Below are 22,113 nucleotides of genomic sequence, written 5' to 3'. Positions count from 1 at the left end.
GGAGGCGATGCGTTGAAGATCGTCTTCGCCGGCACGCCGGAATTCGCGGTGCCCTCGCTGCGCGCGGCCTGCACCAAGGCCGAGGTGGTGGCTGTCTATACCCAGCCCGACCGCCCCGCGGGACGCGGTCGCGGCCTGCAGGCTTCGCCGGTGAAGCTCGAGGCGCTGGCGCGCGGCATCCCGGTGCTGCAGCCGGAGAGCCTGAAAACGCAGGTCTCGCGTGATGCCCTGCGCGCGCTCAAGCCCGACCTCATGGTGGTGGTGGCCTACGGCCTGCTGCTGCCGCAGAAGATCCTCGACATCCCCGAAGACGGCTGCTGGAACGTGCATGCATCGCTGCTGCCGCGTTGGCGCGGCGCGGCGCCGATCCAGCGCGCGATCGAGGCCGGTGATGCACAGACCGGCGTCTGCCTGATGAAGATGGAGAAGGGCCTGGATACCGGGCCGGTGCTGCTGTCGCAGGCGCTGGCCATCGGCGAGGAGGAGACCGGCGGCCAGCTGCATGACCGCCTGGCCGCGCTCGGCGCACAGGTCCTTGCCGACGGCCTCGGCTTGCTGCGCGCCGGCATCCGCCCGGTTCCGCAGCCGCAGCCCGACCAGGGCGTGACCTACGCCCGCAAGCTCGACAAGGCCGAGGCGAAGCTGGACTGGTCGCAGCCGGCCGACGCGCTGGCACGCAAGGTCCGCGCCTTCAATCCCTGGCCGATGGCCGAAGCCACGCTGTCCGGTGAGCGCGTGCGCATCCACGGTGCCGTCGCCGTCGATGTCGATGTCGCGGCTGGTGCGACGCCCGGCACCGTGCTGGCCGCCGGCCGCGACGGCATCGATGTCGCCTGCGGCAGCGGTGCGCTGCGCATCCGCGTGCTGCAGCGCGACGGCGGCAAGGCGATCACCGCCGCCGACTACCTCAACGCCCGCCGCGACCTCGTCGCGCCCGGACGCTAGACAACCTCGACCAGCCAGACCTCTCTGGCATGGCTGCCCGCACGGGACGGGCGCATCGCGCGACAATGCGGGGATGAAGACTTCATCCGGCAGCCGCACGCGCGTGGTGGCCGCGCACATCCTCGACGCGGTGCTGCACCGCGGGCATTCGCTGCGCGCCGAGCTCGCCGCGCACCTCGATGCGCTCGACGACGTGCGCGACCGCGCGCTGGTGGAGGCGATCTGCTTCGCCGCCCTGCGCCAGCACGCGCGCGCCGATGCCGCGCTGTCGGCGTGGATGGCGAAGCCGCCCGGCCGCCGCGACGGCGACCTGCGCGCGCTGCTGCACGCCGGCTTCGCCCAGTTGGATCCGCTCGGACTGGCGCCGCACGCCGCGGTGGCCGAAACCGTCGATGCCGCCCGCGGCATCGGCCGCGCGCACCAGGCGAAGCTGGTCAATGCCCTGCTGCGCCGCGCGCAGCGCGACGGCCTGCCCGCAGCCGCTCCCGCCGATGCCTGGCCGGCGTGGCTGCGCGACCGCATCCGCGCCGACTGGCCGGACGATGCCGACGCCATCTTCGCGGCCAGTGCGCAGCCGGCGCCGACCTGGCTGCGGGTGAACCGCCGCCGCGGGACGCGCGACGCCTATCTCGCCCGCCTGCACGAGGCGGGCATCGGCGCCGAGGCCGATGCGACGCTGGATGATGCCCTGCGGCTGCCCCAGTCCATCGCCGTGGGCTCGCTGCCCGGGTTTGCCGATGGTGACGTCTCGGTGCAGGACGGTGCCGCGCAGGCCGTGGCCGACGCCCTGGTGCCGGCGCCCGGCGCGCGCGTGCTCGACGCCTGCGCCGCGCCCGGCGGCAAGTCCGCGCACCTGCTCGAACGCGACCCCACGCTGCGCCTGCTGGCAATCGACGTCGACGCGCGGCGCCTGGCGCGGGTGCGCGACACCTGGCGACGGCTGGGCCTGGGCGAAGGCATCGATCCCGGTGCCGCCGCGCGCGTGGCCGACGCCGCCGACCCGGCCGCGTGGTGGGACGGGGAGCCCTTCGATGCCGTCCTCGTCGACGCGCCCTGCTCGGCCACCGGCATCGTCCGCCGCCAGCCCGACGTGCTGCTGCACCGCCGCCCGGCCGACGTCGACGCCCTGGTGGCGCTGCAGGCCCGGCTGCTCGACTCAGCCTGGACGATGCTGCGCCCCGGCGGCGTGCTGCTCTATGCCACCTGCTCGATCCTGGCCGCGGAGAACGCGGGCCAGGTCGCGGGCTTCCTCGCGCGCCATGCGGATGCCACCGCGGAACCGCTGGACGCGCGCTGCGGCCGGGAAAGCGGCGCCGGCCGCCAGCGTTTGCCCGGCGAAGGCGGCATGGACGGGTTCTACGTCGCGCGCCTGCGCCGGACGGCCGCGCCCTAGGCTGTCGTCGCGCCTTTTTCCAGCCAGGCCTGGAACATCAGCACGCCCCAGAGGTGGGTGTGCCATTTGCGCTCGCCGGCCTGGAACGCGTTCCACAGCGCGCGCACCGGCGCCGGATCGAAGTGCCCTTCCTCGCGCAGCCGGCGTTCGTCGAGCTGGGCCTCGCCCCATTCGCGCAGCGGGCCCCGCAGCCAGTCGCCCACGGGGGCGCCGAAGCCGGACTTCGGGCGCTGCACCAGCGCGTCCGGAAGGTAGCGACCCAGCAGCTGCCTTGGCAGGTGTTTGAGCCGGCCGTCGCGCCACTTCATGTCCAGCGGCAGCGACCAGGCGAATTCGGCCACGCGCCAGTCCAGCAGCGGCGCGCGCGCTTCCAGCGACGCGGCCATGCTCGCGCGGTCGACCTTGGTGAGGACGTCCTCGGGCAGGTAGCAGGCGAAGTCGAGCGCCATCAGCGCGTCGGCCGGGCTGCCGTTGCGCGGCAGGGCCGCGGGGTCGTCATAGGCGGTGGCCCGGCGGCGCGAACCGGGGACCACGGCTTCGGGATCGCGCCAGCGCTGCACGCGCTGGCGCGCGATGTCCTGCACGCTGTCGGCCGCCAGCGCCGCGCGCAGCGCCGCCACGCCGCCCAGGCGGGCGGCCTCGCCGCGATCGTCGCCAAGCAGGGCGCGCAGCGGCGCGGGGATCCGCGCGGCCATGCGCTGGTTGCGCAGCGCGCGCGCATAGCGGCCGTAGCCGAAGAACAGTTCGTCGCCACCGTCGCCGGACAGGGCGACGGTGACGTGGCGGCGCGTGAGGCTGCACAGCAGCGTCATCGGCAGCTGCGAGGAGTCGGCGAACGGCTCGTCGAACACCCGCGGCATCGACGGCACCAGGTCCAGCGCGGCGCGGCCGTCAACGTGCAGCGCGGTGTGCTCGGTGCCGAGGTGCCGGGCCACGGCCGCGGCGTGCGCGCTTTCGTCGTGGACGGCGTTGTCGAACCCGATCGAGAAGGTGCGCGCCGGGCGCATCGACTGTGCCTGCATCAGCGAGGTGACCAGCGAGGAGTCCGTGCCGCCGGACAGGAACGCACCCAGCGGCACGTCGGCCTCCATGCGCAGCGCGGTCGCGTCGCGCAGGAGGGCGTCCAGGGCGTCGGTCGCGGCGGCCTCGTCGCCGTCGAACCCCTGGCTGATCGCGGCCTCCTGCCGCTCGCGGGCGTTCCACCAGGTCTGCTGGTCGCGCATCGGGTCGTGGCCGGCGCCGCCGGCCTGGCGCCGCGCGCCGTCGACGCGCAGCAGGCGGCCGGCGGCCAGCTTGTGCACGCCGCGCAGGATCGCGTGCGGCGCCGGGATGTAGTCGAAGCGCAACAGCAGCGCCAACGCGTCGGGATCGACCTCAACCTTCAGCGCGGGATGCGCGCGCAGCGCCGCCAGTTCGCTGCCGAAGACGAAGCTGCCGTCGCCGCACCAGCCGTAATAGAGCGGCTTTTTGCCGACGCGGTCGCGCGCCAGCCACAGTTCGCGCGCCTGCGTGTCCCAGGCGGCGAAGGCGAACATGCCGTTGGCGCGCGCCAGCGCCGCGTCCACGCCCCAGCGTGCGATCGCTTCCAGCAGCACCTCGGTGTCGGAGTGTCCGCGGAACGCGACCCCGAGTGCCGCCAGCTCGGTACGCAGCTCGGCGTGGTTGTAGACCTCGCCGTTGTAGGCCAGCTGCCACCGTCCGTCGCTTGACGCCATCGGCTGGTGACCCGCGGGGCTCAAGTCGAGGATCGCCAGGCGGCGGTGCGAGAGCACCAGCCCGGCTTCGGCATCGGCCCAGGTGCCCGCATCGTCGGGGCCGCGATGCGCAATGGCCACGCCCATCGCCGCGCCCAGCGCATGCAGCACGCCGGGATCCTCCGGGCCGGGCGCCCAGGCGCCTGCGATTCCGCACATGGTGCCGCCTCAGTCCTGCGCCGCGCCGGCGCGCGGCGGCGTCGCCACGGGCTGCCCGTTCTGCAGCAGCCACAGCATGATCGTCTTCTGGCGCACGTAATTGGCCCGCACATAGGCGTAGACCAGGCCGTGCCAGCCGTCCAGGAAGCCGGCGCGCAGCACGTAGCCGCGCAGGAAGCGCCACCCCGGCGACAGCACCAGCTTTGCCAGCGATGCGCGCTTGCCGCGGGCGAAGTCGTGCTCGGCCATCATCCGCGCGTAGCGGCCGGTCTTGGCCAGCTGCTGTTCCAGCGAGCGGTACGGGTAGTGGATGAGGTCGCCGGCAAGCGTGTGGACCGGGCCGTCGACGCTGGCTGCCTCGTGTACTTCGCGGGTGCCACGCCAGCCGCCGCGACGGCGGTCGAACATCCGCAGCACGCGATCCGGATAGGCGTTGCCATGGCGCAGGAAGCGGCCGAAGTAGTTGTCCAGGCGCGCGAAGCGGTAGCCGGCGGCGTGCCGAAGCCCGCCGGCGCGCGCGGACTGGATCGACGCGCGCAGCTGGTCGCCCACGCGTTCGTCCGCGTCCAGGCACAGCACCCAGTCATGGCTGGCCTGTTCGACCGCAAACGCCTTCTGGCTGCGGAAACCATCGAATGCGCGCTGCAGCACGCGCGCGCCCGCCGCCCGGGCAATGTCGGCGGTGGCATCGGTGGAAAACGAGTCCACGACCACGATCTCGTCGCAGAATGCGAGCGACGCCAGGCAGTCACCGATCCGGTCGGCCTCGTTGAACGCGATAATGCAGGCCGTAACGGCGGGGTCTTGGCTCGAGGAGGTGTTGATGGCGGACTACCTGTTGTTCGCGACCGAGCGCTACGGGCTGCCCATCCTGCAGCCGCTGGCCGATGCCCTGCAAGGCGCCGGGCACGCCGTGCATGCCTGGCTGGTGGACGGGGCCGCGGAATCGCGCCTGCCGGCGCCGGTGCACATGGTCGGCAGCGCGCGCGACGCGGTGCGCCTGCGTCCGCGCGCGGTGTTCAGCGCCGCCAACTGGGTGCCGCCGTTCGTGGCTGGCGCCAAGGTGCAGCTGTTCCACGGCTTCAACGTCGAGAAGCGCGGCGACGCCCGCGGCCATTTCCGCCTGCGCGGCCTGTTCGACCTGTATTGCACCCAGGGGCCGGCCACGACCGGGCCCTTCCAGGCCCTGGCGGAGCGGGCAGGCCACTTCAGGGTGGCCGAAACCGGCTGGCCCAAGCTCGACCCCCTGTTCGGGCCGGAGGATCCGCTGGCGGCGCGGCTGCGCGCGCAGGCCGGCGGGCGCGAGGTGGTGATGTTTGCCTCCACTTTCACCGAGCGCCTGAGCGCCGCGCCGCACCTGTACGAAGCGATCGCAGCGGAGGTCGCCTCGGGCGACCGGTACTGGCTGCTGACCCTGCATCCGAAGTGCCCGCCGGGGCTGGTCGAACGCTATCGCGCCCTGGCGGGTGCCAACGCCGCCTTCGTCGAGACCGAGCAGCTGGTCAGCGCCGAACGCGCGGCCGACGTGCTGGTGGCCGACACCACCTCGGTGGTCAGCGAGTTCGTGGTCCAGCGCAGGCCGGTGGTGACCTTCCGCAATCGCGCGCCGAAGCCGCACATGCTCGATTTCGACGATCCGGCGGCCCTGCCGGTGCTGCTTGCGCGGGCCTTCGCGCCGACGCCGGAGCTGCAGGACGCGCTGGCGGCCTATGCCGACCGGATCCACCCGTACAGGGACGGTCGCTCGTCACAGCGGGTCATCGCGGCGACCGATGCACTGTTGGCCGGCACTCCGGGTCGCTTGCGCAGGCGCCCGCTTGCTGCCGCGTACCGCGGCCTGCAGATTCGCAGGGAGCTGGGGTACTGGGGGCCGGCAGCGCGTTGAGCCCGCGCACCAGTCCGGCATCGGCCGCGCGTTGCCGCCCCGGCATTGCAATCGGACTGTCGTCCGGGCATATGCTCGAAGGCACCGGCCCTGTGATGATGTTGCGATGAATCGTGCGACCGCCGCGAGCGTCATTTTCACCACCTACAACCAGCCGGACTGGCTGGAGAAGGTGCTGTTCGGCTTCGCCGCCCAGGATCGCGCCGATTTCGAAGTGCTGGTCGCCGACGACGGCAGCGACGACCGCACCCGCGAACGCCTGCTCGCGCTGCGGCCGCTTTTGCCGATGCCCGTGCGCCACCTCTGGCAGCCCGACGACGGCTTCCGCAAGTGCGAGGCGCTGAACATGGCCATCGCGGCGGCACGTTCCGACTACCTGGTGTTCACCGATGGTGACTGCATCCCGCGCGCGGACTTCGTGTCCACGCACCTGCGCGAACGCGCACCGGGCCGCTTCCTCTCGGGCGGTTACCACAAGCTGCCGATGGCGACGAGCCACGCGATCACCGCCGATGACATCCGCGACCAGCGCTGCTTCGATGCGCGCTGGCTCCATGCGCGGGGCATGCCGCGCACGCTTCGCGACCGCAAGCTCACTGCCGGCCCGACTGCCGCGCGCCTGCTCGACGCGGTCAGCACCGCGCGCGCGAGCTGGAACGGTCACAACGCGTCCGGCTGGGCCCTGGACGTGCTGTCGGTCAATGGCTTCGACCAGCGCATGCGCTACGGCGGCGAGGATCGCGAGTTCGGCGAGCGGCTGGAAAACGCCGGTATCCGCGGCAAGCGCATCCGTCATCGGGCGATCGCGGTCCATCTTGAGCACCCGCGGGGCTACGTGACGGCCGAGGGCATCGCCTTCAACCGCGCACTGCGTGCGGAGACCCGGCGCACCGGGCGGGCGTGGACCGAGTTCGGCATCCGGCCGGGCCCGGTCATGGCCCCGTCCGGCTCCGCGGCGCCTTCCGCGCTTCCGCTGTCGGCGTCACCAGCGCAATGGAAGTCGTGACAGCTCTGCCGCCAGTCGCCCGTGCAGCGCGCGGGCCTCGACCTCCGGCATGAAGCGCAGCCGCAGCACGGTCGTGGGCCGGGCGCCGGCGGTGTCGAGCGACAGCGTCGCCATGCCGAACCAGCGGTCCAGCGGAGACTGCTCCAGGCGCAGGGCCTGCAGCTTGTCGATCTCTGCGAAGCGCCACTGCCGCGACCACCAGCCCCAGCGCGCGGCCACCATGCGCGCGTCGAGCGCGTAGCCCGCGCGCTGCGCGTTCTGGCGCGCCGCGTGCACGGCCCACGGCGCCCAGGCCAGGGCCAGCAGACCCGCGGGGCCGAAATACCAGCAGGCAGCGAGGGCACCCATCCCGGCAAACATCAGTCCCGGCAGCGCCAGCCGCTGCCATGTGCGTGGATGCACGCGCCGCCATCCCGCCGGTGGCCACGCCGGTGCCGCGCCTGCGAGCACCTCGCGCACCAGGGCGTCGCAGGCCTCCGGGGTGGCGATCGGCGCCAGTTCGCGCAGGCCGCGCTGCTCGCCGCCGTCGCCGGCGCTGGCGACGGTGTCGATGTACAGCGAACGGCGCCGCAGCAGGCGGTGGAGCAGGCCTTCGCGCAGGGACCAGGACTGGATGCGCCGCCGCGGCGCGCTGGTGCGCAGGCGGGTGAGCAGTCCGCGCTCGACGGTCAGGCGCCGACCCTGCAGCAGCAGCCGGAAGCCGTGGTATTGCAGCAGCGCGAGTGCGACCGAAAGCACCCGCAGCAGTGCAAGCGCCGCGATCACCACCAAGGCCACCGCCGCCGCGCGCGCCATCATTCCGTCGGCAAAGCCGCTGGCGTAGCCGAAGATCCTGTCCGCGGCGTCCCGGACCACGCTCGAGAGCATGTGGTCGGGCAGCACCTGCCAGGACACCGCGAAGGCGCCGGCCACCACCACCATGCCGCGGTTGCTGACCAGCCCCAGGCGCACCAGCTCGACGCCCTGGAGCGACAGCAGCAGCCTGCCGTCGGCGTGGTCGGCCGCGCCTTCGCCTTCGAGTGCATCGGGATCGGCATTCGCGGCTGCCGCGCCATGGCTGCGGATCAGCCGCTCCAGCGCCAGCGCCTCGCCCATGCGCAGCACGCGCATCTCGGCCTCGGGCTTGTTGCCGCCCGCCGATTCCAGCCGCACCTCGGCGACGCCGAAGACGCGGTGCAGCAGCGTCTGGTGCAGCGCCACGTTGTGGATCCGAGCGAACGGGATTTGCCGGACCTGCCGCTCCAGAAAGCCCTCGCGCACGACAAGGCGATCGCCATCGACGTGGTAGCGGTAGGTGAAGTATCGCCAGATCGAGGCCGCCGCGAGCACCGCCACGCCGACCAGGGGCCAGAGCGCATAGCGATCGCCGCGGCCGAGGAATACCAGCACCAGCAGCGGCACGATGAACTGGCGCAGCTGCTGCAGCAGCACGAACAGCCACGACCACGGGTGCAGGCGGCGCTCGTCGCCATCCACCCGTGCGCGGGGTTCAGGCGGTGCCGGCATCGTCGTCGTCCACCTGCTGGGCCAGGAGGTCGCGCAGCCTTGCCGCAACATCGGCATCAAGGCCGGCCACCGCGACCGCGCTGTCGCGGGTGCCAGCGGTGTGGACCACCAAGGTGGCCAGCCGGAAGCGCCGCTCCAGCGGTCCGTGCTTGAGGTCGACGTGCTGCACGCGCGTTCGCGGGACGCGGGTCTCGACATGCCACATGCGACCGCGGCGATAGCCGAGGCCGGTGTCATCGAGCAGCCAGCGGGTGTGGCGGTAGCGTCGGACGGCCAGCCACAGGCCCCAGGCCGGAAGCAGCAACAGGCTGGCGACGGCGACCGGCAGTGCCGGCAGCGGCGTGGGCAGCAGCAGCCCGATCGGCACCAGGCTGGCCAGCGCCAGGCCGCCCCAGCCGGCGCCGTTGGCGAGCAGGAACAGGGTCCGCGCGCGCGGCGGCAGCGGCTGCCAGCCGTCGCGGGCCGCGGTGGCTGCGGCGTCGCCGGGCGGAACCGGGATGAAGTCTTCGCTCATCGCCGGCGTTCCAGGTCGCGATAGGGATTGGGTTCGTTGCTCCCGGGCGGGCGCAGCTTGTAGCGCTTGTAGGTCCACTGGTACTGCGCCGGCGCACGCCGTGCCATGTGTTCCACGCCGGCATTGAGCGCGGCAACGGATGCCGTGGTGTCACGGTCGTGGATGCCGGCCGGTGCCGGGTCGATGCGCAGCGCATAGGCCAGGTCGCGGCCCTCCAGCCGCTCGCAGCAGGCGAACAACACCGTCGCGCCGCTGCGTTCGGCCAGGCGCGAGAGCAGGGTCATGGTCAGCGCCTCCACGCCGAAGAAGGGCGCAAACGCGCCGTCGCCGGCCTTGGGCTGCTGGTCGGGCAGGATCCCGACCACGCCGCCATCCTTGAGCGTCTTGTACAGCTGGCGGATGCCGGGGCCCTCGGCGCGGACCTGGGTGATGCGGCCGGCGTCGGTGTCGGCGCGCACGCGGCGCAGGAAGGCCTCGCCGATCGCCGACTCCGGCGGCTTGTAGAGGATCGCCAGCGGCGTGCGCGCGGCCAGCCACTGGTTGAGCAGCTCCCAGTTGCCGTGGTGCGGCGCGGCCACGATCACCCCGCGCCCGGTGGCCATCGCGGCATCGAACAGCGCTTCGCCATGGGCCTCGCGGATCAGCGCCAGGTTCTCGGCGTGCGGCCGGGTCCACAGGCGCAGGGTCTCGATCATCTGCCGGCCGGTGGTGCGCATCACCTCGTGGTGCAGCCGCTCGCGCGCGGCGTGGTCCAGGGCGGGCATGGCCAGCTCCAGGTTGCGCAGCGCCACCACGCTCTCGCGCGTACGCAGCGTGCGCGCCAGCCAGCCCAGCGCGTCGCCCAGCGCCCGTTGCACCGGCCATGGCAGGCGCCCGATGGCGGAAGCGGCGGCGTGCAGCAGGCTTGCGGACAGCTCGGTCATCGCTAGAGTCTATCCGCCGGACCCACCATCACGAGGATGCCGATCGATGCTCCTGCTGCTGCAGCGCGTGACCCGGGCCAGCGTCGAGGTGGACGGCGAAGAAGTCGGTGCCATCGGCGCGGGCCTGCTGGTGCTGGCCGGCATCGAGCCCGGAGACGGTGCGCTGCAGATCGCGAAGATGGCGCCGCGGCTGCTCGCCTATCGGGTCTTCGGCGACGATGCCGGGCGCATGAACCGTTCGTTGGCCGATACCGGCGGCGGGCTGCTGCTGGTGAGCCAGTTCACGCTGGTTGCCGACACCCGCTCCGGGCTCCGGCCGGGCTTCAGTACCGCTGCAGCGCCGGCCGAAGCTGAACCCACGTTCAGCGCCCTGGTCAAGGAATGCCGCCGACTTCATGCCGGGGGGGTGGAAACTGGCCGCTTCGGGGCCCATATGACGGTAAGCCTGGTCAATGACGGGCCAACCACCTTCCTGCTGCGGTCCTGAGCCCTCGCGCGGAATGGTATAATTACGGGTTCCCCTTTTCTACGGTGCGCGCCACATGGCGATCGAGCGTCCAGCCCCGCAGTCCGACATCAAGATCCTGATCTCCAAGGGTCTCGAGCAGGGCTACCTCACCTATGCCGAAGTCAACGACCACCTGCCCGACGATCTCGTCGATGCGGAGCAGCTCGAAGACATCATCGGCATGATCAACAGCATGGGCATCCAGGTGCATGAAACCACCCCGGATGCCGAGACGCTGTTGCTGGCCGGCGAGTCCAGCGGTGGCCGCGAGGTCGACGACACCGCCGCCGAGGAAGCCGCCGCCACGCTGACCGCACTCGACGGCGAGGGTGGCCGCACCACCGACCCGGTGCGCATGTACATGCGCGAGATGGGCACGGTCGAGCTGCTGACCCGCGAAGGCGAGATCGCGATCGCCAAGCGCATCGAGGAAGGCCTGAACCAGATGGCCGCCGCCCTGGCGACCTTCCCGGGCACGATCGCGCACCTGCTCGGGGACTACGAACTGCACAAGGCCGGCAAGAAGCGCCTGCCCGAAATCGTGGTCGGCTTCACCGACGGCCTCGACGATTCCGTGCCGCCGCCTGCAGCGCCGCCGGCCCCCGCGGCGCCGGCCGCCAGCAACGAAGCCCCGGATGCCAAGGCCTCCGACGACGATGTCGACGCGGACGAGGACGACGACAAGGACGACGCCGCTGCCGAGGAGACCGGTCCCACCGGCCCCGACCCGGCCGAGGTCGCCCGCCGCATGGAAGAGATGGCGGCCAACTACGCCAAGTTCGAAAAGGCCGTGGCCAAGGGCGGCCCGACCGCCAAGGCGGCGCTCAAGCTCCGCGAAGAAATGGCCGAGACCTTCACCACCCTCAAGCTGCCGCTGCCGCTGACCGATGTCCTGGTCCGCCAGCTGCGCGACGTGGTCGGCGAGATCAAGGACCACGAACGCCGCATCCTCGACCTGTCGACGCGCGTCGCCCGGATGCCGCGCAAGGACTTCATCCGTGCGTGGGACGGCAACCAGACCAACCTCGAGTGGGTCGACGAGCTGCTCAAGCGCAAGCAGAAGTGGGCCAGCGGCCTGCGTGACGTCAAGGACCAGATCGTCGCCGGCCAGGAAGCGACCATCGCCATCGAGAAGGGCATGATGGTGACGCTGGCCGACCTGCGCGAGATCAATCGCACCATGGCCATCGGCGAAGCCAAGGCGCGCAAGGCCAAGAAGGAAATGGTCGAGGCCAACCTGCGCCTGGTGATCTCGATCGCGAAGAAGTACACCAACCGCGGCCTGCAGTTCCTGGACCTGATCCAGGAGGGCAACATCGGCCTGATGAAGGCGGTCGACAAGTTCGAGTACCGCCGCGGCTACAAGTTCTCGACCTATGCCACCTGGTGGATCCGCCAGGCCATCACCCGCTCGATCGCCGACCAGGCGCGCACCATCCGCATCCCGGTGCACATGATCGAGACGATCAACAAGTTGAACCGCATTTCCCGCCAGATGCTCCAGCAGTTCGGCCGCGAGGCGACGCCGGAAGAGCTGGCCAAGGAGATGGAGATGCCCGAGGACAAGATCCGCAAGGTGATGAAGATCGCCAAGGAGCCGATCTCGATGGAGACGCCGATCGGCGACGACGAGGACTCGCACCTGGGCGACTTCATCGAGGACACCAACGTGGAGTCCCCGATCGACGCGACCACCAACACCAACCTCTCCGAGACCGTGCACGACGTGCTGGCCGGCCTCACCCCGAGGGAGGCCAAGGTGCTGCGCATGCGCTTCGGCATCGACATGAACACCGACCACACCCTCGAGGAAGTCGGCAAGCAGTTCGATGTCACCCGCGAGCGCATCCGCCAGATCGAGGCCAAGGCGCTGCGCAAGCTGCGTCATCCGAGCCGTTCGGAGCAGCTGCGGAGCTTCCTCGATATCGAGTGAGCACCGGGACAGGCTGATCCAGGAAAGGCCCCGCCACTGGCGGGGCTTTTTTTGTGGTTCTTCTCCCAGCTGAAGGAGAGGTGCACGGCCGACCCGGCGGAGTGGCTGGTTCTTGTCGAGGCTCCGGGGTGCTGACGTGACAGTTGGAGCACGTTGTTGCGGGGAAGCTGCGCCGTTCTGGTCCGCGCTGCCCGTTCCGTGCATTTCTCCGTTGTAGCCCGCGCTGCCCGTCCCGCGCACAGGGGGTGTGCTGCGCCGGCCGTCTCCGCGTCCTGCTCCCAGCGGCCGGGCGCCGGCCATCCATGGCCGGCTCTCCGCACACCCCCTGTGCACGGGACGGGCCGTGGAGTTTTCCTGCTTCGGGACGGAGATCAAGAGCGGGCGCGCGCTCGCGGATCGTGGCCGTGGTGTGACGTGGCGTGACCGTGCCGCTTGATCCGGTGACGACCACCCGGTTGCGACATCTGCGTCGACGTTGCCCCCGTCCACCACCGCGCAAAAGGCCCGGGCCCGCCGTGGAGGCAGGGGGGATGCCCAGAGCCGGAACTGGGAGCAGGATGCGCATATTCCGGCTGGGCATCCCCCCTGCGTCCACGGCGGGCAGCGCGCACCCTCCCGGAGCAATCACCCACAGCCTCCCCGCAATCGGGAGAAGAACTTTTTCGTTGGCGGGAATATGAATGGCGCCCGCGAGCATGCGGTCGCCTTCGCATGATCGCTACATCCGGGCATGCAATGTGACCGCCACGGCGCACCACGGCGCCCGAACAGGAGATCCCTTCATGAATACCGCCAAGACCCTTCTCGCCCTCGGTTTCGCCACCGCACTGGCCGCATGCAGCAACACCGACCAGGCCGCCAACTCCGCCCAGGAAGCCGCCGAGTCGGCCACCGAAGCCCAGGAAGCCGCGCAGCACGCCTCCAACACCGGCGACATGGCCGCCGCGCAGTCGGCGCAGGCCGCGGCCGATGCTGCCGATGCCGCAGCCGATGCCTCCGCGCACATTGCCGGCCAGGTGGACACGGGCGACGAAATGACCCGCCGCGATGACCTCGCCGACGCTGCCGAAAAGGCTGCCGATGCTGCCGAGCAGGCGCAGGACGCGGCCGAGGAAGCCAACGCGGCGGCCGATGGCGAGAACAACACCGACGGCATGTAAGCCGTCCACTGCAACGAACCTTGCGACGGGTTTCGTCGCGGGATCGTGTCGCGCAGTCGTGGCCAGTCCTCGTCGTCTGGTCGCGGCCGCGCGATTCTTTTTTGTGGGGGCGCGCTCAGGACGTTCGCATCTGCGGGAACAGATGCCATTGCGGGGCCATCCCTTGTATCGCCGGAATGGGTAAGATTGTCCGACGGGCCTATAGCTCAACGGTTAGAGCAGGGGACTCATCGAAAAGGTGCCGCCGCGCAGGAATGCGCGGACGGGAACGGGATGAATTCAGGGAAACCTCAGCGGCGCGCCCAGGCGTGGACGGTGGCAACCCTGAGCCAAGCCGGCGGTACACCGCCGGAAGGTGCAGAGACTACCTGGGGGCTGCAGTGCCCTTGATCACAGGCTCGAGCGTCCCGCACCCCACCCGCGAAAGCGAAGGGTGAAGAGATAGTCCGCGCCGGAGGGAAACCTTCGGGATACGCGAATCCCTTGGTTCCAGGTTCGAATCCTGGTGGGCCCACCAGAAAGCCGCACCATACGCACGCGCATCGATATTCCCGGCGTCGCCGCCACCCGATTGCTGACCGGGATCAGGTGCGCCGCCGCCTGCGTGGTGCACAATGTCGGCCTTTCCGGCGCCTGCGCCGCACTGACCCGGGAGTCCCATGACGCGTCCTTCTTCCATCGACCGTGAGCAACTGCTGGCCTGTGGTCGCGGTGAAATGTTCGGCGAAGGCAATGCCCGCCTGCCGGCCCCGCCGATGCTGATGATGGATCGCATCACCCACATCGCGAGCGAGGGCGGTGCCTACGGCAAGGGTGTGATCGTTGCCGAGCTCGACATAGACCCGTCCATGTGGTTTTTCGAATGCCACTTCCTTGGTGATCCGGTGATGCCCGGTTGCCTCGGCCTTGACGCCATGTTCCAGCTCGCCGGTTTCTACTTGCCCTGGCTGGGTGAACCCGGCCGCGGCAGGGCGCTGGGCTGCGGCGAACTCAAGTTCTCCGGCCAGGTGCTTCCGAGCGCGAAGCGCGTGCGCTACGAGATCGACATCAAGCGCGTGATGCGCGGCAAGGTGCCGCTGGTGATCGCCGACGGCCGCACCTTCGTCGACGACAAGGAAATCTACGTCGTCCGCAGCATGCGGGTCGGCCTGTTCAAGGACCTGGAGGAGAACTGATGCGTCGCGTAGTCGTGACCGGCATGGGCATCGTGTCCTGCCTTGGCAACAAGCTTGATGACGTCTCGCGTGCACTGCGCGAGGGCCGCAGTGGAATCACCGCGGCGCCGGCGTACGCGGAACTCGGCCTGCGCAGCCAGGTCGCCGGCGTGCCGGTGATCGACCTCGACGCCGAGATCGACCGCAAGCGCAAGCGCTTCATGGGCGATGCCGCGGCATACGCCTGGGTGGCGATGCGTGACGCGATCGCGCACGCCGGGCTGTCCGCCGAACAGGTGAGCAACCCGCGCGTGGGCGTGATCGCCGGTTCCGGCGGCGGCTCGGCCGAGTGGCAGGTCGCCACCGCGGACCTGCTGCGCGCCAAGGGCGTGCGCAAGGTCGGCCCGTACATGGTGCCGCGCACGATGTGCTCGACGGTGTCGGCCACGCTGGCCACCGCCTTCGGCATCCTCGGACTGAGCTATTCGATCTCGGCGGCCTGCGCCACTTCGGCGCACTGCATCGGCGCCGGCGCGGACCTGATCCGCCACGGGGCCCAGGACGTGGTCGTCGCCGGTGGCGGCGAGGAAGAGCACTGGGCGATGAGCGTCATGTTCGACGCCATGGGCGCGCTGTCCTCGGGCTACAACGACACGCCCGCGGTAGCCTCGCGGCCCTATGACGCAGGCCGCGACGGCTTCGTCATCGCCGGTGGCGGCGGCATGCTGGTGCTCGAGGAGTACGAGCACGCGAAGGCGCGCGGTGCGACCATCCACGCCGAGCTGGTCGGCTATGGCGTGACCTCCGATGGCGCCGACATGGTCGCGCCGAGCGGCGAGGGCGCGGTGCGCTGCATGAAGAACGCGCTGGCGTCGGTGCACGCGCCGGTGGATTACCTGAACACCCACGGCACCTCGACGCCGCTGGGCGACATCGTCGAACTCGAAGCGGTCCGCACCGCTTTCGGCGGGGCGATGCCGCCGCTGTCGTCGACCAAGGCGCTCACCGGGCATTCGCTCGGCGCGGCCAGCGTGCACGAGGCGATCTACAGCCTGCTGATGATGCGCGACGGCTTCATCGCCGGTTCGGCGCATATCGACCAGCTCGACGCGCGTGCCGAGGGCTATCCGATCGTGCGCGAAAGCCGCGACGCGAAGCTCGACACGGTGATGTCCAACAGCTTCGGCTTCGGCGGCACCAACGGCAGCCTGGTGTTCGCGCGCGCCTGATGCGCAGCGCCGTGGCGCGGCCCTTCAAGGCGCCACGGCACGACGCGTCCGGAATCCATCGTTCCACTGCAGGGCGCCCGCCGCGGGCGCCGGCGACGTAGATTGGACGCATACGTCACTGGAACACCGGACCCCGTCATGAGCACTCTTTTCGACCGCTTCGACCTGCGCGGCCTCGGCCTGCGCAACCGCATCGTCATGGCCCCCATGACCCGCTCCCGCGCCGCCAGCACCGTGCCCGACGCGCTCACCGCGACCTACTACGCGCAGCGCGCGGGCGCCGGGCTGGTCGTCACCGAAGGCGCGCAGGTTTCCGAGCAGGCGCGCGGCTACCTGTTCACTCCCGGCCTGCATTCCAAGGCCCAGGTGCAGGGCTGGAAGGCGGTCACGGCGGCGGTGCACGCCGAGGGTGGCGCGATCTTCGCGCAGCTCTGGCACGTGGGCCGCGTCGCGCACCGTTCGCTGCAGCCGGGCGAACGCGCGCCGGTGAGCTCGGTGGCCAAGGCGGCCGAAGGCGTACAGGCCTTCGTCTACCGCGAGGACGGAACGCCGGGGCAGATGCCGACCAGCACCCCGCGCGCGCTGGCCGCCGACGAGCTGGCGGGCATCACCGCGGACTTTGTCGCCGCGGCGCGCAACGCGATCGAGGCCGGCTTCGACGGCGTCGAGATCCACGGCGCCAACGGCTACCTGTTCGAGCAGTTCATCAACGGTGGACTGAACGTGCGCGACGACCGCTACGGCGGCGCCGACATCGCCAACCGCCTGCGCTTCGTGCTCGAAACCGTCGACGCCGTCGCTGCGGCCATCGGCAGCCATCGCGTCGGCATCCGGCTGTCGCCGTTCAACCGCGTGTTCGACATGCCGGCCTTTGACGGCGAGGCCGATACGGCGCTTGCGCTGGCCCGCGAACTCGCCACGCGCGACCTGGCCTACGTGCACCTCAGCAACCGCGGCGCGATCATCGACAATGCCGGCGAAGGCTTCCTGCGCGACTTCCGCGAGGCCTGTGCCGGAACCACGCTGATCCTGGCGGGCAACTACACGCGCGAAGGCGCCCAATCCGACCTTGCCGCCGGCCTCGCCGACCTGGTCGCTTTCGGCCGGCCCTTCATCGCCAACCCCGACCTGGTGGAGCGGCTGCGCAACGACTGGCCGCTCGCCGATGGCGACAACGACACCTTCTACGGCGGCGGCGCGGCCGGATACACCGACTATCCCGCCTATCGCCTGGAAGCCGAACCGGCCTGAGGAATCCGGGACAACGCGACCGCACGCGCCCGGTGCGATAGTCGACGTGACCCGCGAACCCGTTTCCATCAGGCCGGAGCCAGTCGATGATCGAACTCGTCATCCAGCAGCGCGCCCGCGACCTCGGCAGCTTCGAGGTCGGCCGCGTGCTGCCCTTCGCCAGGCGCCGCATGGTCGGCCCCTACATCTTCTTCGACCGCATGGGCCCGAAGGACCTCGCGCCGGGCCTGCCGCCCGAGGCGGACGTGCGACCGCACCCGCACATCGGCCTGTCGACCATCACCTACCTGTTCGACGGCGAGATCATGCACCGCGACAGCGTCGGCTCCGAACAGGGCATCCGCCCGGGCGAGGTCAACTGGATGACCGCCGGCCGCGGCATCACCCACTCCGAACGCTTCGAGCGCCTGCGCCGCGAAGGCGGGCCGATCGACGGCATCCAGGCCTGGGTGGCGCTGCCCGATGCGCGGGAGGAAATGGATCCGGGCTTCTGGCATTACCCCAGCGACGCGCTGCCTGTGTTCGACGGCGATGGCATCGTCGGGCGCCTGATCGCGGGCCGGCTGGCGGGCGTGCAGTCGCCGGTGCAGGTCGATTCGCCGCAGTTCTACGTGCACTGGCAGCTGCGCGCGGGGTCGCGGGCATCGCTGCCCGCGGAATACAGCGAGCGCGCGGTCTACGTTGCCAGGGGCGCGGTGGAAGTCGCCGGCCAGCGCGTGGAGGCCGGGAGCATGGCGGTCCTTGCGCCCGGCAAGGCTGCGACCATCGCAGCGCTCAGTGATGCGGTGGTCATGGCGCTGGGCGGCGAGCCCGTCGGGCCGCGCTATATCGACTGGAACTTCGTGTCCTCGTCGAAGGAGCGCATCGAGCAGGCGCGCGCCGACTGGGCAGCCGGGCGGATGAAGCTGCCGGACCTGGACAACGACGAGTTCATCCCGCTGCCGCCGAAGATCGGCCGCATGCGCGAGCCCGAACCGATGTCGTGAGCGCACCCCTGTGGGAGCCGCCATGGCGGCGATCGGTCGATCCGGGTTGCGGGCCGTCGGCCGCTTGTGTGGAAAGCTTCGCCGCTATAGCGGCTCCCACAAAGGCAGAAGCTTCGCCGCTGTAAAAGGCAGAGGCTTCGCCGCTATAGCGGCTCCCACAAAGGCGGAAGCTTCGCCGCTATGGCGGCTTCCACAAGGGAAAAGGCGCACGGATCAGGGCGCGGGTGCGAACGTGACCTTGGTGGAGATGGCGACGTCGTCGGGGATGATCGATACGTCGCCCCAGTCACCGGCGCCGACGCCGAAGTCCAGGCGCTTGACCGTGGCATTGCCGACCAGCACCGGCTGCCGGCCCGGGGTCCAGGTGATCGTCAGCGCCACCGGCCTTTTTACTCCGCGCAGCTCCAGCGTGCCGTCGGCGACGTAGCGGTGGTCGCCCAGGCTGCGGAAGCCGCTGGCGGTGTAGCGGGCGGTGGCGAACTTCGCGACGTTGAAGAAATCGGCGGTCTTCAGCGTGCCGTCGCGGTCGCCGTTCTTGCTGTCGGCCGTGGCCAGCGGAATGGTGACCTCCAGCTTCGCGTCCTGCGGCGCCGCGGGGTCGAAGCTCAGCGTGGCCCTGAAGTCGGGGAACAGGCCGACGAAGGTCTCGCCCTGGTATTCGCTGGCGAAGCTCAGCGCGCCCGAAGACTGGACGTAGTCGGCGGCGGCGGCCGGGGCCGCGATCGCGGTGAGCGTGGCGGCAAGGGCGAGGGGAAGCATGCGGTTGCGAAGGATGCGGGTGTTCATGTCAGTGCTCCGAAGTCGGGTCGGGAGTGGCGTCGGCGCGGCGCAGCGAGGGCAGCATGCGGCGCAGGGTGTCGTCGCCCTGGAAAATGTGGTGGTAAAACGCGGCGCCGGCGTGGGCCAGCACCAGCAGGATCAGCAGCCAGAAGCCGTATTCGTGCACCTGGATGGCGGTCGCGGCCAGCTCTTCGCTGCGCCCGGTGATTGCCGGCAGGTTGAACTGCTTGAACCACTGCAGCGGATACCCGGAAGCGGAGTTGAACGCCCAACCGCTCAGCGGGATCGCAAACAGCAGCACGTACAGCGCGATATGGGTGAGGCTTGCGATGCGCTCCTGCCAGGTCGGGGTGCCCGGCACCGGACGTGGCGCACCGGCGAACAGCCGCCAGGCCACGCGCACGGCCACCAGCGCCAGCAGCGTCAGGCCCAGCGACTTGTGCAGCGCGTAGGCGTTGATCTTCGCCGGCGTCGGCGGCAGGTCGACCATGGTCAGGCCCAGCCAGGCCATCCAGCCGATCAGGGCCACGATGCCCCAGTGCAGCAACATGCTGACAGGGCCCCAGCGATGGTCGGAATTGACGATTTGCATGGCGGTGTTCCCTTACTGAAGGCGTGGCAGGTCGAACACGAGGATCTCGGCATTGTCGCCGCTGGTGATCTCCACCCGCGGCTCGTCGGCGTACAGCAGCGCGTCGCCGGCGGAGACGGCGCGGCCGTTGACCACCGCCGCACCGCGCACCACGTGCATATAGGCCAGGCGCCCGGCGGCGATGTCGAGCGTCGCCGATTCGTTGCCGTCGAACAGGCCCGCGTACATGCTCGCATCCTGGTGGATGGTGACCGAACCTTCGCTGCCGTCGCGGCTGCCGACCAGGCGCAGGCGGCCGCGCTTCTCGGCGTCGGCATAGGTCTTCTGCTCGTAGCCGGGCGCGATGCCCCGGGTGTCGGGGATGATCCAGATCTGCAGGAAGTGGGTCAGGCCCTCCTGGTCGTGGTTGTACTCGGAGTGGGTCACGCCGCTGCCGGCGCTCATGCGCTGCACCTCGCCGGGCACGATCGCCGCGCTGTTGCCCATCGAATCCTTGTGCGCCAGCGCGCCGTCGATCACGTAGCTGATGATCTCCATGTCGCGGTGGCTATGGGTGCCGAAACCCTGGCCGGCCTGCACGCGGTCCTCGTTGATCACGCGCAGCGGACCCCAGTGCACGTGGTCGGGATCGTTGTAACCTGCGAAGGAGAAGCTGTGCCAGGACTCGAGCCAGCCATGCCGGGCGTGTCCACGTTGGTTGGCGGGGCGGTAGGTGATCATGATGCGGACTCCGTGGCGAATGCGACTCTGCGCGGTGGAGAGACAGTGTGATTGATGCGATGTTTGGGATAAACAGCATCAATTACCCATCATTGTTCCAATATTGTCGGCATTGAGGACGGCGCCGGGCTCTATTACGCAAGTCTCAAATCGGCGCGTGTTCTAGATTTGTGATCTTTTGTTTCATTTTTAAGCAACTAAACACGAATACAGAACGATAGACTGTCGTCCTCGGTTGGTGACCCGTGTCCTCCGGTCCTTTCGAGCCCACCATCATCCGCGACGCACACGCCTCATCCAGGAGCCTGTCATGTCCAACCGTATTCCCTGCACCATCCTCGGTCTTGCCCTTGCCGCCGCGTCGGCCTACGCCTTTGCCGCGCCGGTGACCTACACCATCGACCCCGGCCATACCGACGTGGTCGCGCAGTGGAACCACCTCGGCTTCTCGAACCCGATCGCCCACTTCGGCCAGGTCGAAGGCACCATCACCTATGACGCCGACAACGTGGCCGCATCCAGCGTCGAGGTCATCCTCCCGCTGGCCGGTCTGTCCTCGCACGTGAAGGCGTTCGACGACCACCTGCGCAGCGACGATTTCTTCGATGCCGCCAAGTATCCGCAGGCGACCTTCAAGAGCACCGCCGTGGAATCCGCCGGCGAGGGCAAGCTCAAGATCACCGGTGACCTGACCATCAAGGACATCACCAAGCCGGTGGTGCTCGACGCCACCATCAACAAGGTCGACACCCACCCGATGACCAGCCAGCCGGCCGCCGGCTTCGATGCCGTGGCCACGCTCAAGCGCACCGACTTCGACCTGGGCATGAACGCGCCCTACGTCAGCGACGAAGTGCAGCTTCGCATCACCACCGAAGCCGCGGTGCCCAAGCAGGGCGAGTAAGCCCCGGCACTGCGCAGGCGCGCAGACGCCGTCGCCAGGGGCCGCCGCATCGCGAGGTGCGGCGGCTCCTTTTCAGTGCCGGAACGCTCAGCCCTTTGCGTCGAACTGCGAGGGATCGCGCGCGCAGCCGCGCAGCACCAGTTCGATCGCGGCCAGCCCGTCGCGCTCCAGGTCGATCTCCTCGGGATCCACCAGGTGCATGCGCAGGGCGCCGCCGATGACGAAGTGCAGCGTGCGCGCGCAGCTGTCCGCGCTCATGTCCTCACGCAGCTGGCCCAGGGCGTCGGCGCGGCGGAAGGCCGCCTTGATGCGCGACAGGGTCTGGTGCATGCCGGTTTTGCGCAGCGTGGCCAGGGCGTCGTCGGAAGCGGGGATTTCGCAACGCAGCTCGAGCACCTCGAGGGTGGCGCGCACCCGCAGCGTGTGCACCAGGTCCGCGAAGGCCTGGCGCAACATTTCTCGCAGGTCCAGCAGTGGCGTCCTGCCGTCGGGGCGCGAGACGCGATCCAGGCCATGAAAGAAGGGCAGGGTGACGCGGCTGATCATCGCCTCCAGCACTTCGGCCTTGTTCTTGAAATGCCAGTAGACGGCGCCGCGGGTCACGCTAGCGCGCGCTGCGATGGCTTCCAGGCTGGTGCCGGCCAGGCCCTTCTCGCGGAAGCACTCCTCGGCCGCGTCGAGGATGCCCTCGCGCGTGGCCTGCGCGTCCTCCTTTGTCCTGCGTGCCATTAACGCCTCCTGTCCGGCGGGCAGTCTAAGCCCGTTGACCAACATACATTCATGTATGTATATTACACCCCGTCACCTGAAA

The 22,113-nt window shown here is 70.1% G+C and carries 21 protein-coding genes; 12 read left to right on the top strand and 9 right to left on the bottom strand.

What is annotated here, in order from left to right; all coding sequences use genetic code 11:
- Nucleotides 1-12 precede the first annotated feature (12 nt).
- The gene (gene fmt / locus WCD84_RS00635) at nucleotides 13-945 is read left to right on the top strand and encodes a methionyl-tRNA formyltransferase (protein WP_343280062.1); all 933 of its coding nucleotides are present in this window, start codon (nucleotides 13-15) and stop codon (nucleotides 943-945) included.
- A gap of 73 nt (nucleotides 946-1,018) precedes the next feature.
- Nucleotides 1,019-2,338 (top strand): 16S rRNA (cytosine(967)-C(5))-methyltransferase RsmB, encoded by a 1,320-nt coding sequence (gene rsmB, locus WCD84_RS00630; protein WP_343280061.1) that lies wholly within the window; start codon nucleotides 1,019-1,021, stop codon nucleotides 2,336-2,338.
- On the opposite strand, the gene asnB is transcribed toward rsmB, so the two are convergent.
- Entirely contained in the window at nucleotides 2,335-4,251 is a 1,917-nt protein-coding gene (asnB, locus tag WCD84_RS00625; RefSeq protein ID WP_343280060.1) for an asparagine synthase (glutamine-hydrolyzing), read from the bottom strand. The two genes, rsmB and asnB, sit on opposite strands and share 4 nt — an antisense overlap.
- A gap of 9 nt (nucleotides 4,252-4,260) precedes the next feature.
- Nucleotides 4,261-5,076, bottom strand: coding sequence for a glycosyltransferase family 2 protein (locus tag WCD84_RS00620; RefSeq protein WP_343280146.1), 816 nt, complete (start codon nucleotides 5,074-5,076; stop codon nucleotides 4,261-4,263).
- Here WCD84_RS00620 and WCD84_RS00615 point away from each other — a divergent pair.
- Both WCD84_RS00615 and WCD84_RS00610 read left to right on the top strand, forming a co-directional pair.
- Nucleotides 5,072-6,136, top strand: coding sequence for a CDP-glycerol glycerophosphotransferase family protein (locus tag WCD84_RS00615; protein WP_343280145.1), 1,065 nt, complete (start codon nucleotides 5,072-5,074; stop codon nucleotides 6,134-6,136). The two genes, WCD84_RS00620 and WCD84_RS00615, sit on opposite strands and share 5 nt — an antisense overlap.
- Nucleotides 6,137-6,242: 106 nt before the next feature.
- Nucleotides 6,243-7,142 carry a glycosyltransferase gene (locus tag WCD84_RS00610; protein WP_343280059.1) on the top strand — a complete coding sequence of 300 codons (900 nt, stop codon included), beginning with the start codon at nucleotides 6,243-6,245 and terminating at the stop codon, nucleotides 7,140-7,142.
- Here WCD84_RS00610 and WCD84_RS00605 read toward each other — a convergent pair.
- Genes WCD84_RS00605 through WCD84_RS00595 form a run of 3 tightly spaced genes read right to left on the bottom strand, consistent with a single transcriptional unit; the run spans nucleotide 7,119 to nucleotide 10,085 of the window.
- The gene (locus WCD84_RS00605) at nucleotides 7,119-8,648 is read right to left on the bottom strand and encodes a PH domain-containing protein (protein WP_343280058.1); all 1,530 of its coding nucleotides are present in this window, start codon (nucleotides 8,646-8,648) and stop codon (nucleotides 7,119-7,121) included. The two genes, WCD84_RS00610 and WCD84_RS00605, sit on opposite strands and share 24 nt — an antisense overlap.
- Nucleotides 8,632-9,162 (bottom strand): PH domain-containing protein, encoded by a 531-nt coding sequence (locus WCD84_RS00600; protein ID WP_343280057.1) that lies wholly within the window; start codon nucleotides 9,160-9,162, stop codon nucleotides 8,632-8,634. Before WCD84_RS00600 ends, WCD84_RS00605 begins: the two co-directional genes overlap by 17 nt.
- Complete coding sequence (locus WCD84_RS00595; protein WP_343280056.1) at nucleotides 9,159-10,085, bottom strand: lauroyl acyltransferase; 927 nt, start codon at nucleotides 10,083-10,085, stop codon at nucleotides 9,159-9,161. The genes WCD84_RS00600 and WCD84_RS00595 overlap by 4 nt, the downstream gene beginning before the upstream one ends.
- A gap of 46 nt (nucleotides 10,086-10,131) precedes the next feature.
- Between WCD84_RS00595 and dtd the strand changes: the two genes are divergently transcribed.
- The 7 genes from dtd to WCD84_RS00560 all read left to right on the top strand — a co-directional run bounded on the left by dtd (nucleotide 10,132) and on the right by WCD84_RS00560 (nucleotide 18,306).
- Complete coding sequence (dtd, locus tag WCD84_RS00590; protein ID WP_343280055.1) at nucleotides 10,132-10,572, top strand: D-aminoacyl-tRNA deacylase; 441 nt, start codon at nucleotides 10,132-10,134, stop codon at nucleotides 10,570-10,572.
- Between the two features lie 55 nt (nucleotides 10,573-10,627).
- Nucleotides 10,628-12,526, top strand: coding sequence for an RNA polymerase sigma factor RpoD (rpoD, locus tag WCD84_RS00585; protein WP_343280054.1), 1,899 nt, complete (start codon nucleotides 10,628-10,630; stop codon nucleotides 12,524-12,526).
- Nucleotides 12,527-13,308: 782 nt separating this feature from the next.
- Nucleotides 13,309-13,686 (top strand): hypothetical protein, encoded by a 378-nt coding sequence (locus WCD84_RS00580; protein ID WP_343255075.1) that lies wholly within the window; start codon nucleotides 13,309-13,311, stop codon nucleotides 13,684-13,686.
- A 659-nt stretch (nucleotides 13,687-14,345) separates the two neighbouring features.
- On the top strand, nucleotides 14,346-14,861 hold the full coding sequence (gene fabA / locus WCD84_RS00575) for a bifunctional 3-hydroxydecanoyl-ACP dehydratase/trans-2-decenoyl-ACP isomerase (RefSeq protein WP_343255076.1): 516 nt from the start codon (nucleotides 14,346-14,348) through the stop codon (nucleotides 14,859-14,861).
- Nucleotides 14,861-16,069: a beta-ketoacyl-ACP synthase I gene (gene fabB, locus WCD84_RS00570; protein WP_343255077.1), complete on the top strand. Its 1,209-nt coding sequence runs from the start codon at nucleotides 14,861-14,863 to the stop codon at nucleotides 16,067-16,069. Before fabA ends, fabB begins: the two co-directional genes overlap by 1 nt.
- A gap of 138 nt (nucleotides 16,070-16,207) precedes the next feature.
- On the top strand, nucleotides 16,208-17,320 hold the full coding sequence (locus WCD84_RS00565; RefSeq protein ID WP_343280053.1) for an alkene reductase: 1,113 nt from the start codon (nucleotides 16,208-16,210) through the stop codon (nucleotides 17,318-17,320).
- Nucleotides 17,321-17,406: 86 nt separating this feature from the next.
- Nucleotides 17,407-18,306, top strand: coding sequence for a pirin family protein (locus WCD84_RS00560; protein ID WP_343280052.1), 900 nt, complete (start codon nucleotides 17,407-17,409; stop codon nucleotides 18,304-18,306).
- A gap of 213 nt (nucleotides 18,307-18,519) precedes the next feature.
- On the opposite strand, the gene WCD84_RS00555 is transcribed toward WCD84_RS00560, so the two are convergent.
- From WCD84_RS00555 to WCD84_RS00545, 3 genes are read right to left on the bottom strand one after another with little or no spacing between them, the layout of a single operon-like run.
- Nucleotides 18,520-19,092 (bottom strand): YceI family protein, encoded by a 573-nt coding sequence (locus tag WCD84_RS00555; RefSeq protein WP_343280051.1) that lies wholly within the window; start codon nucleotides 19,090-19,092, stop codon nucleotides 18,520-18,522.
- Nucleotide 19,093: 1 nt separating this feature from the next.
- Nucleotides 19,094-19,678, bottom strand: a complete 585-nt coding sequence (locus tag WCD84_RS00550) for a cytochrome b (RefSeq protein WP_343255081.1) — start codon at nucleotides 19,676-19,678, stop codon at nucleotides 19,094-19,096.
- A 12-nt stretch (nucleotides 19,679-19,690) separates the two neighbouring features.
- Complete coding sequence (locus tag WCD84_RS00545) at nucleotides 19,691-20,398, bottom strand: pirin family protein (protein ID WP_343255082.1); 708 nt, start codon at nucleotides 20,396-20,398, stop codon at nucleotides 19,691-19,693.
- A 310-nt stretch (nucleotides 20,399-20,708) separates the two neighbouring features.
- Between WCD84_RS00545 and WCD84_RS00540 the strand changes: the two genes are divergently transcribed.
- A complete protein-coding gene (locus WCD84_RS00540) occupies nucleotides 20,709-21,302 on the top strand; it encodes a YceI family protein (protein WP_343280050.1) in 594 nt (197 codons plus the stop codon).
- Between the two features lie 87 nt (nucleotides 21,303-21,389).
- Here the strand turns inward: WCD84_RS00540 and WCD84_RS00535 are convergent, their stop codons facing one another.
- Complete coding sequence (locus WCD84_RS00535) at nucleotides 21,390-22,031, bottom strand: TetR family transcriptional regulator (protein ID WP_343280049.1); 642 nt, start codon at nucleotides 22,029-22,031, stop codon at nucleotides 21,390-21,392.
- Between the last annotated feature and the right edge of the window lie 82 nt (nucleotides 22,032-22,113).

This window comes from Luteimonas changyuni (assembly GCF_039548395.1).
GTDB lineage: Bacteria > Pseudomonadota > Gammaproteobacteria > Xanthomonadales > Xanthomonadaceae > Luteimonas.
This window is presented reverse-complemented; position numbering and strand designations above follow the sequence as displayed.

What these genes read in the sequence shown, in the direction of transcription:
- rsmB (WP_343280061.1), top strand. Translation starts at nt 1,019, where the DNA reads ATGAAGACTTCATCCGGCAGCCGCACGCGCGTGGTGGCCGCGCACATC.
- asnB (WP_343280060.1), bottom strand. Translation starts at nt 4,251, where the DNA reads ATGTGCGGAATCGCAGGCGCCTGGGCGCCCGGCCCGGAGGATCCCGGC.
- WCD84_RS00610 (WP_343280059.1), top strand. Translation starts at nt 6,243, where the DNA reads ATGAATCGTGCGACCGCCGCGAGCGTCATTTTCACCACCTACAACCAG.
- WCD84_RS00605 (WP_343280058.1), bottom strand. Translation starts at nt 8,648, where the DNA reads ATGCCGGCACCGCCTGAACCCCGCGCACGGGTGGATGGCGACGAGCGC.
- WCD84_RS00600 (WP_343280057.1), bottom strand. Translation starts at nt 9,162, where the DNA reads ATGAGCGAAGACTTCATCCCGGTTCCGCCCGGCGACGCCGCAGCCACC.
- WCD84_RS00595 (WP_343280056.1), bottom strand. Translation starts at nt 10,085, where the DNA reads ATGACCGAGCTGTCCGCAAGCCTGCTGCACGCCGCCGCTTCCGCCATC.
- dtd (WP_343280055.1), top strand. Translation starts at nt 10,132, where the DNA reads ATGCTCCTGCTGCTGCAGCGCGTGACCCGGGCCAGCGTCGAGGTGGAC.
- rpoD (WP_343280054.1), top strand. Translation starts at nt 10,628, where the DNA reads ATGGCGATCGAGCGTCCAGCCCCGCAGTCCGACATCAAGATCCTGATC.
- WCD84_RS00580 (WP_343255075.1), top strand. Translation starts at nt 13,309, where the DNA reads ATGAATACCGCCAAGACCCTTCTCGCCCTCGGTTTCGCCACCGCACTG.
- fabA (WP_343255076.1), top strand. Translation starts at nt 14,346, where the DNA reads ATGACGCGTCCTTCTTCCATCGACCGTGAGCAACTGCTGGCCTGTGGT.
- fabB (WP_343255077.1), top strand. Translation starts at nt 14,861, where the DNA reads ATGCGTCGCGTAGTCGTGACCGGCATGGGCATCGTGTCCTGCCTTGGC.
- WCD84_RS00565 (WP_343280053.1), top strand. Translation starts at nt 16,208, where the DNA reads ATGAGCACTCTTTTCGACCGCTTCGACCTGCGCGGCCTCGGCCTGCGC.
- WCD84_RS00560 (WP_343280052.1), top strand. Translation starts at nt 17,407, where the DNA reads ATGATCGAACTCGTCATCCAGCAGCGCGCCCGCGACCTCGGCAGCTTC.
- WCD84_RS00555 (WP_343280051.1), bottom strand. Translation starts at nt 19,092, where the DNA reads ATGAACACCCGCATCCTTCGCAACCGCATGCTTCCCCTCGCCCTTGCC.
- WCD84_RS00550 (WP_343255081.1), bottom strand. Translation starts at nt 19,678, where the DNA reads ATGCAAATCGTCAATTCCGACCATCGCTGGGGCCCTGTCAGCATGTTG.
- WCD84_RS00545 (WP_343255082.1), bottom strand. Translation starts at nt 20,398, where the DNA reads ATGATCACCTACCGCCCCGCCAACCAACGTGGACACGCCCGGCATGGC.
- WCD84_RS00540 (WP_343280050.1), top strand. Translation starts at nt 20,709, where the DNA reads ATGTCCAACCGTATTCCCTGCACCATCCTCGGTCTTGCCCTTGCCGCC.
- WCD84_RS00535 (WP_343280049.1), bottom strand. Translation starts at nt 22,031, where the DNA reads ATGGCACGCAGGACAAAGGAGGACGCGCAGGCCACGCGCGAGGGCATC.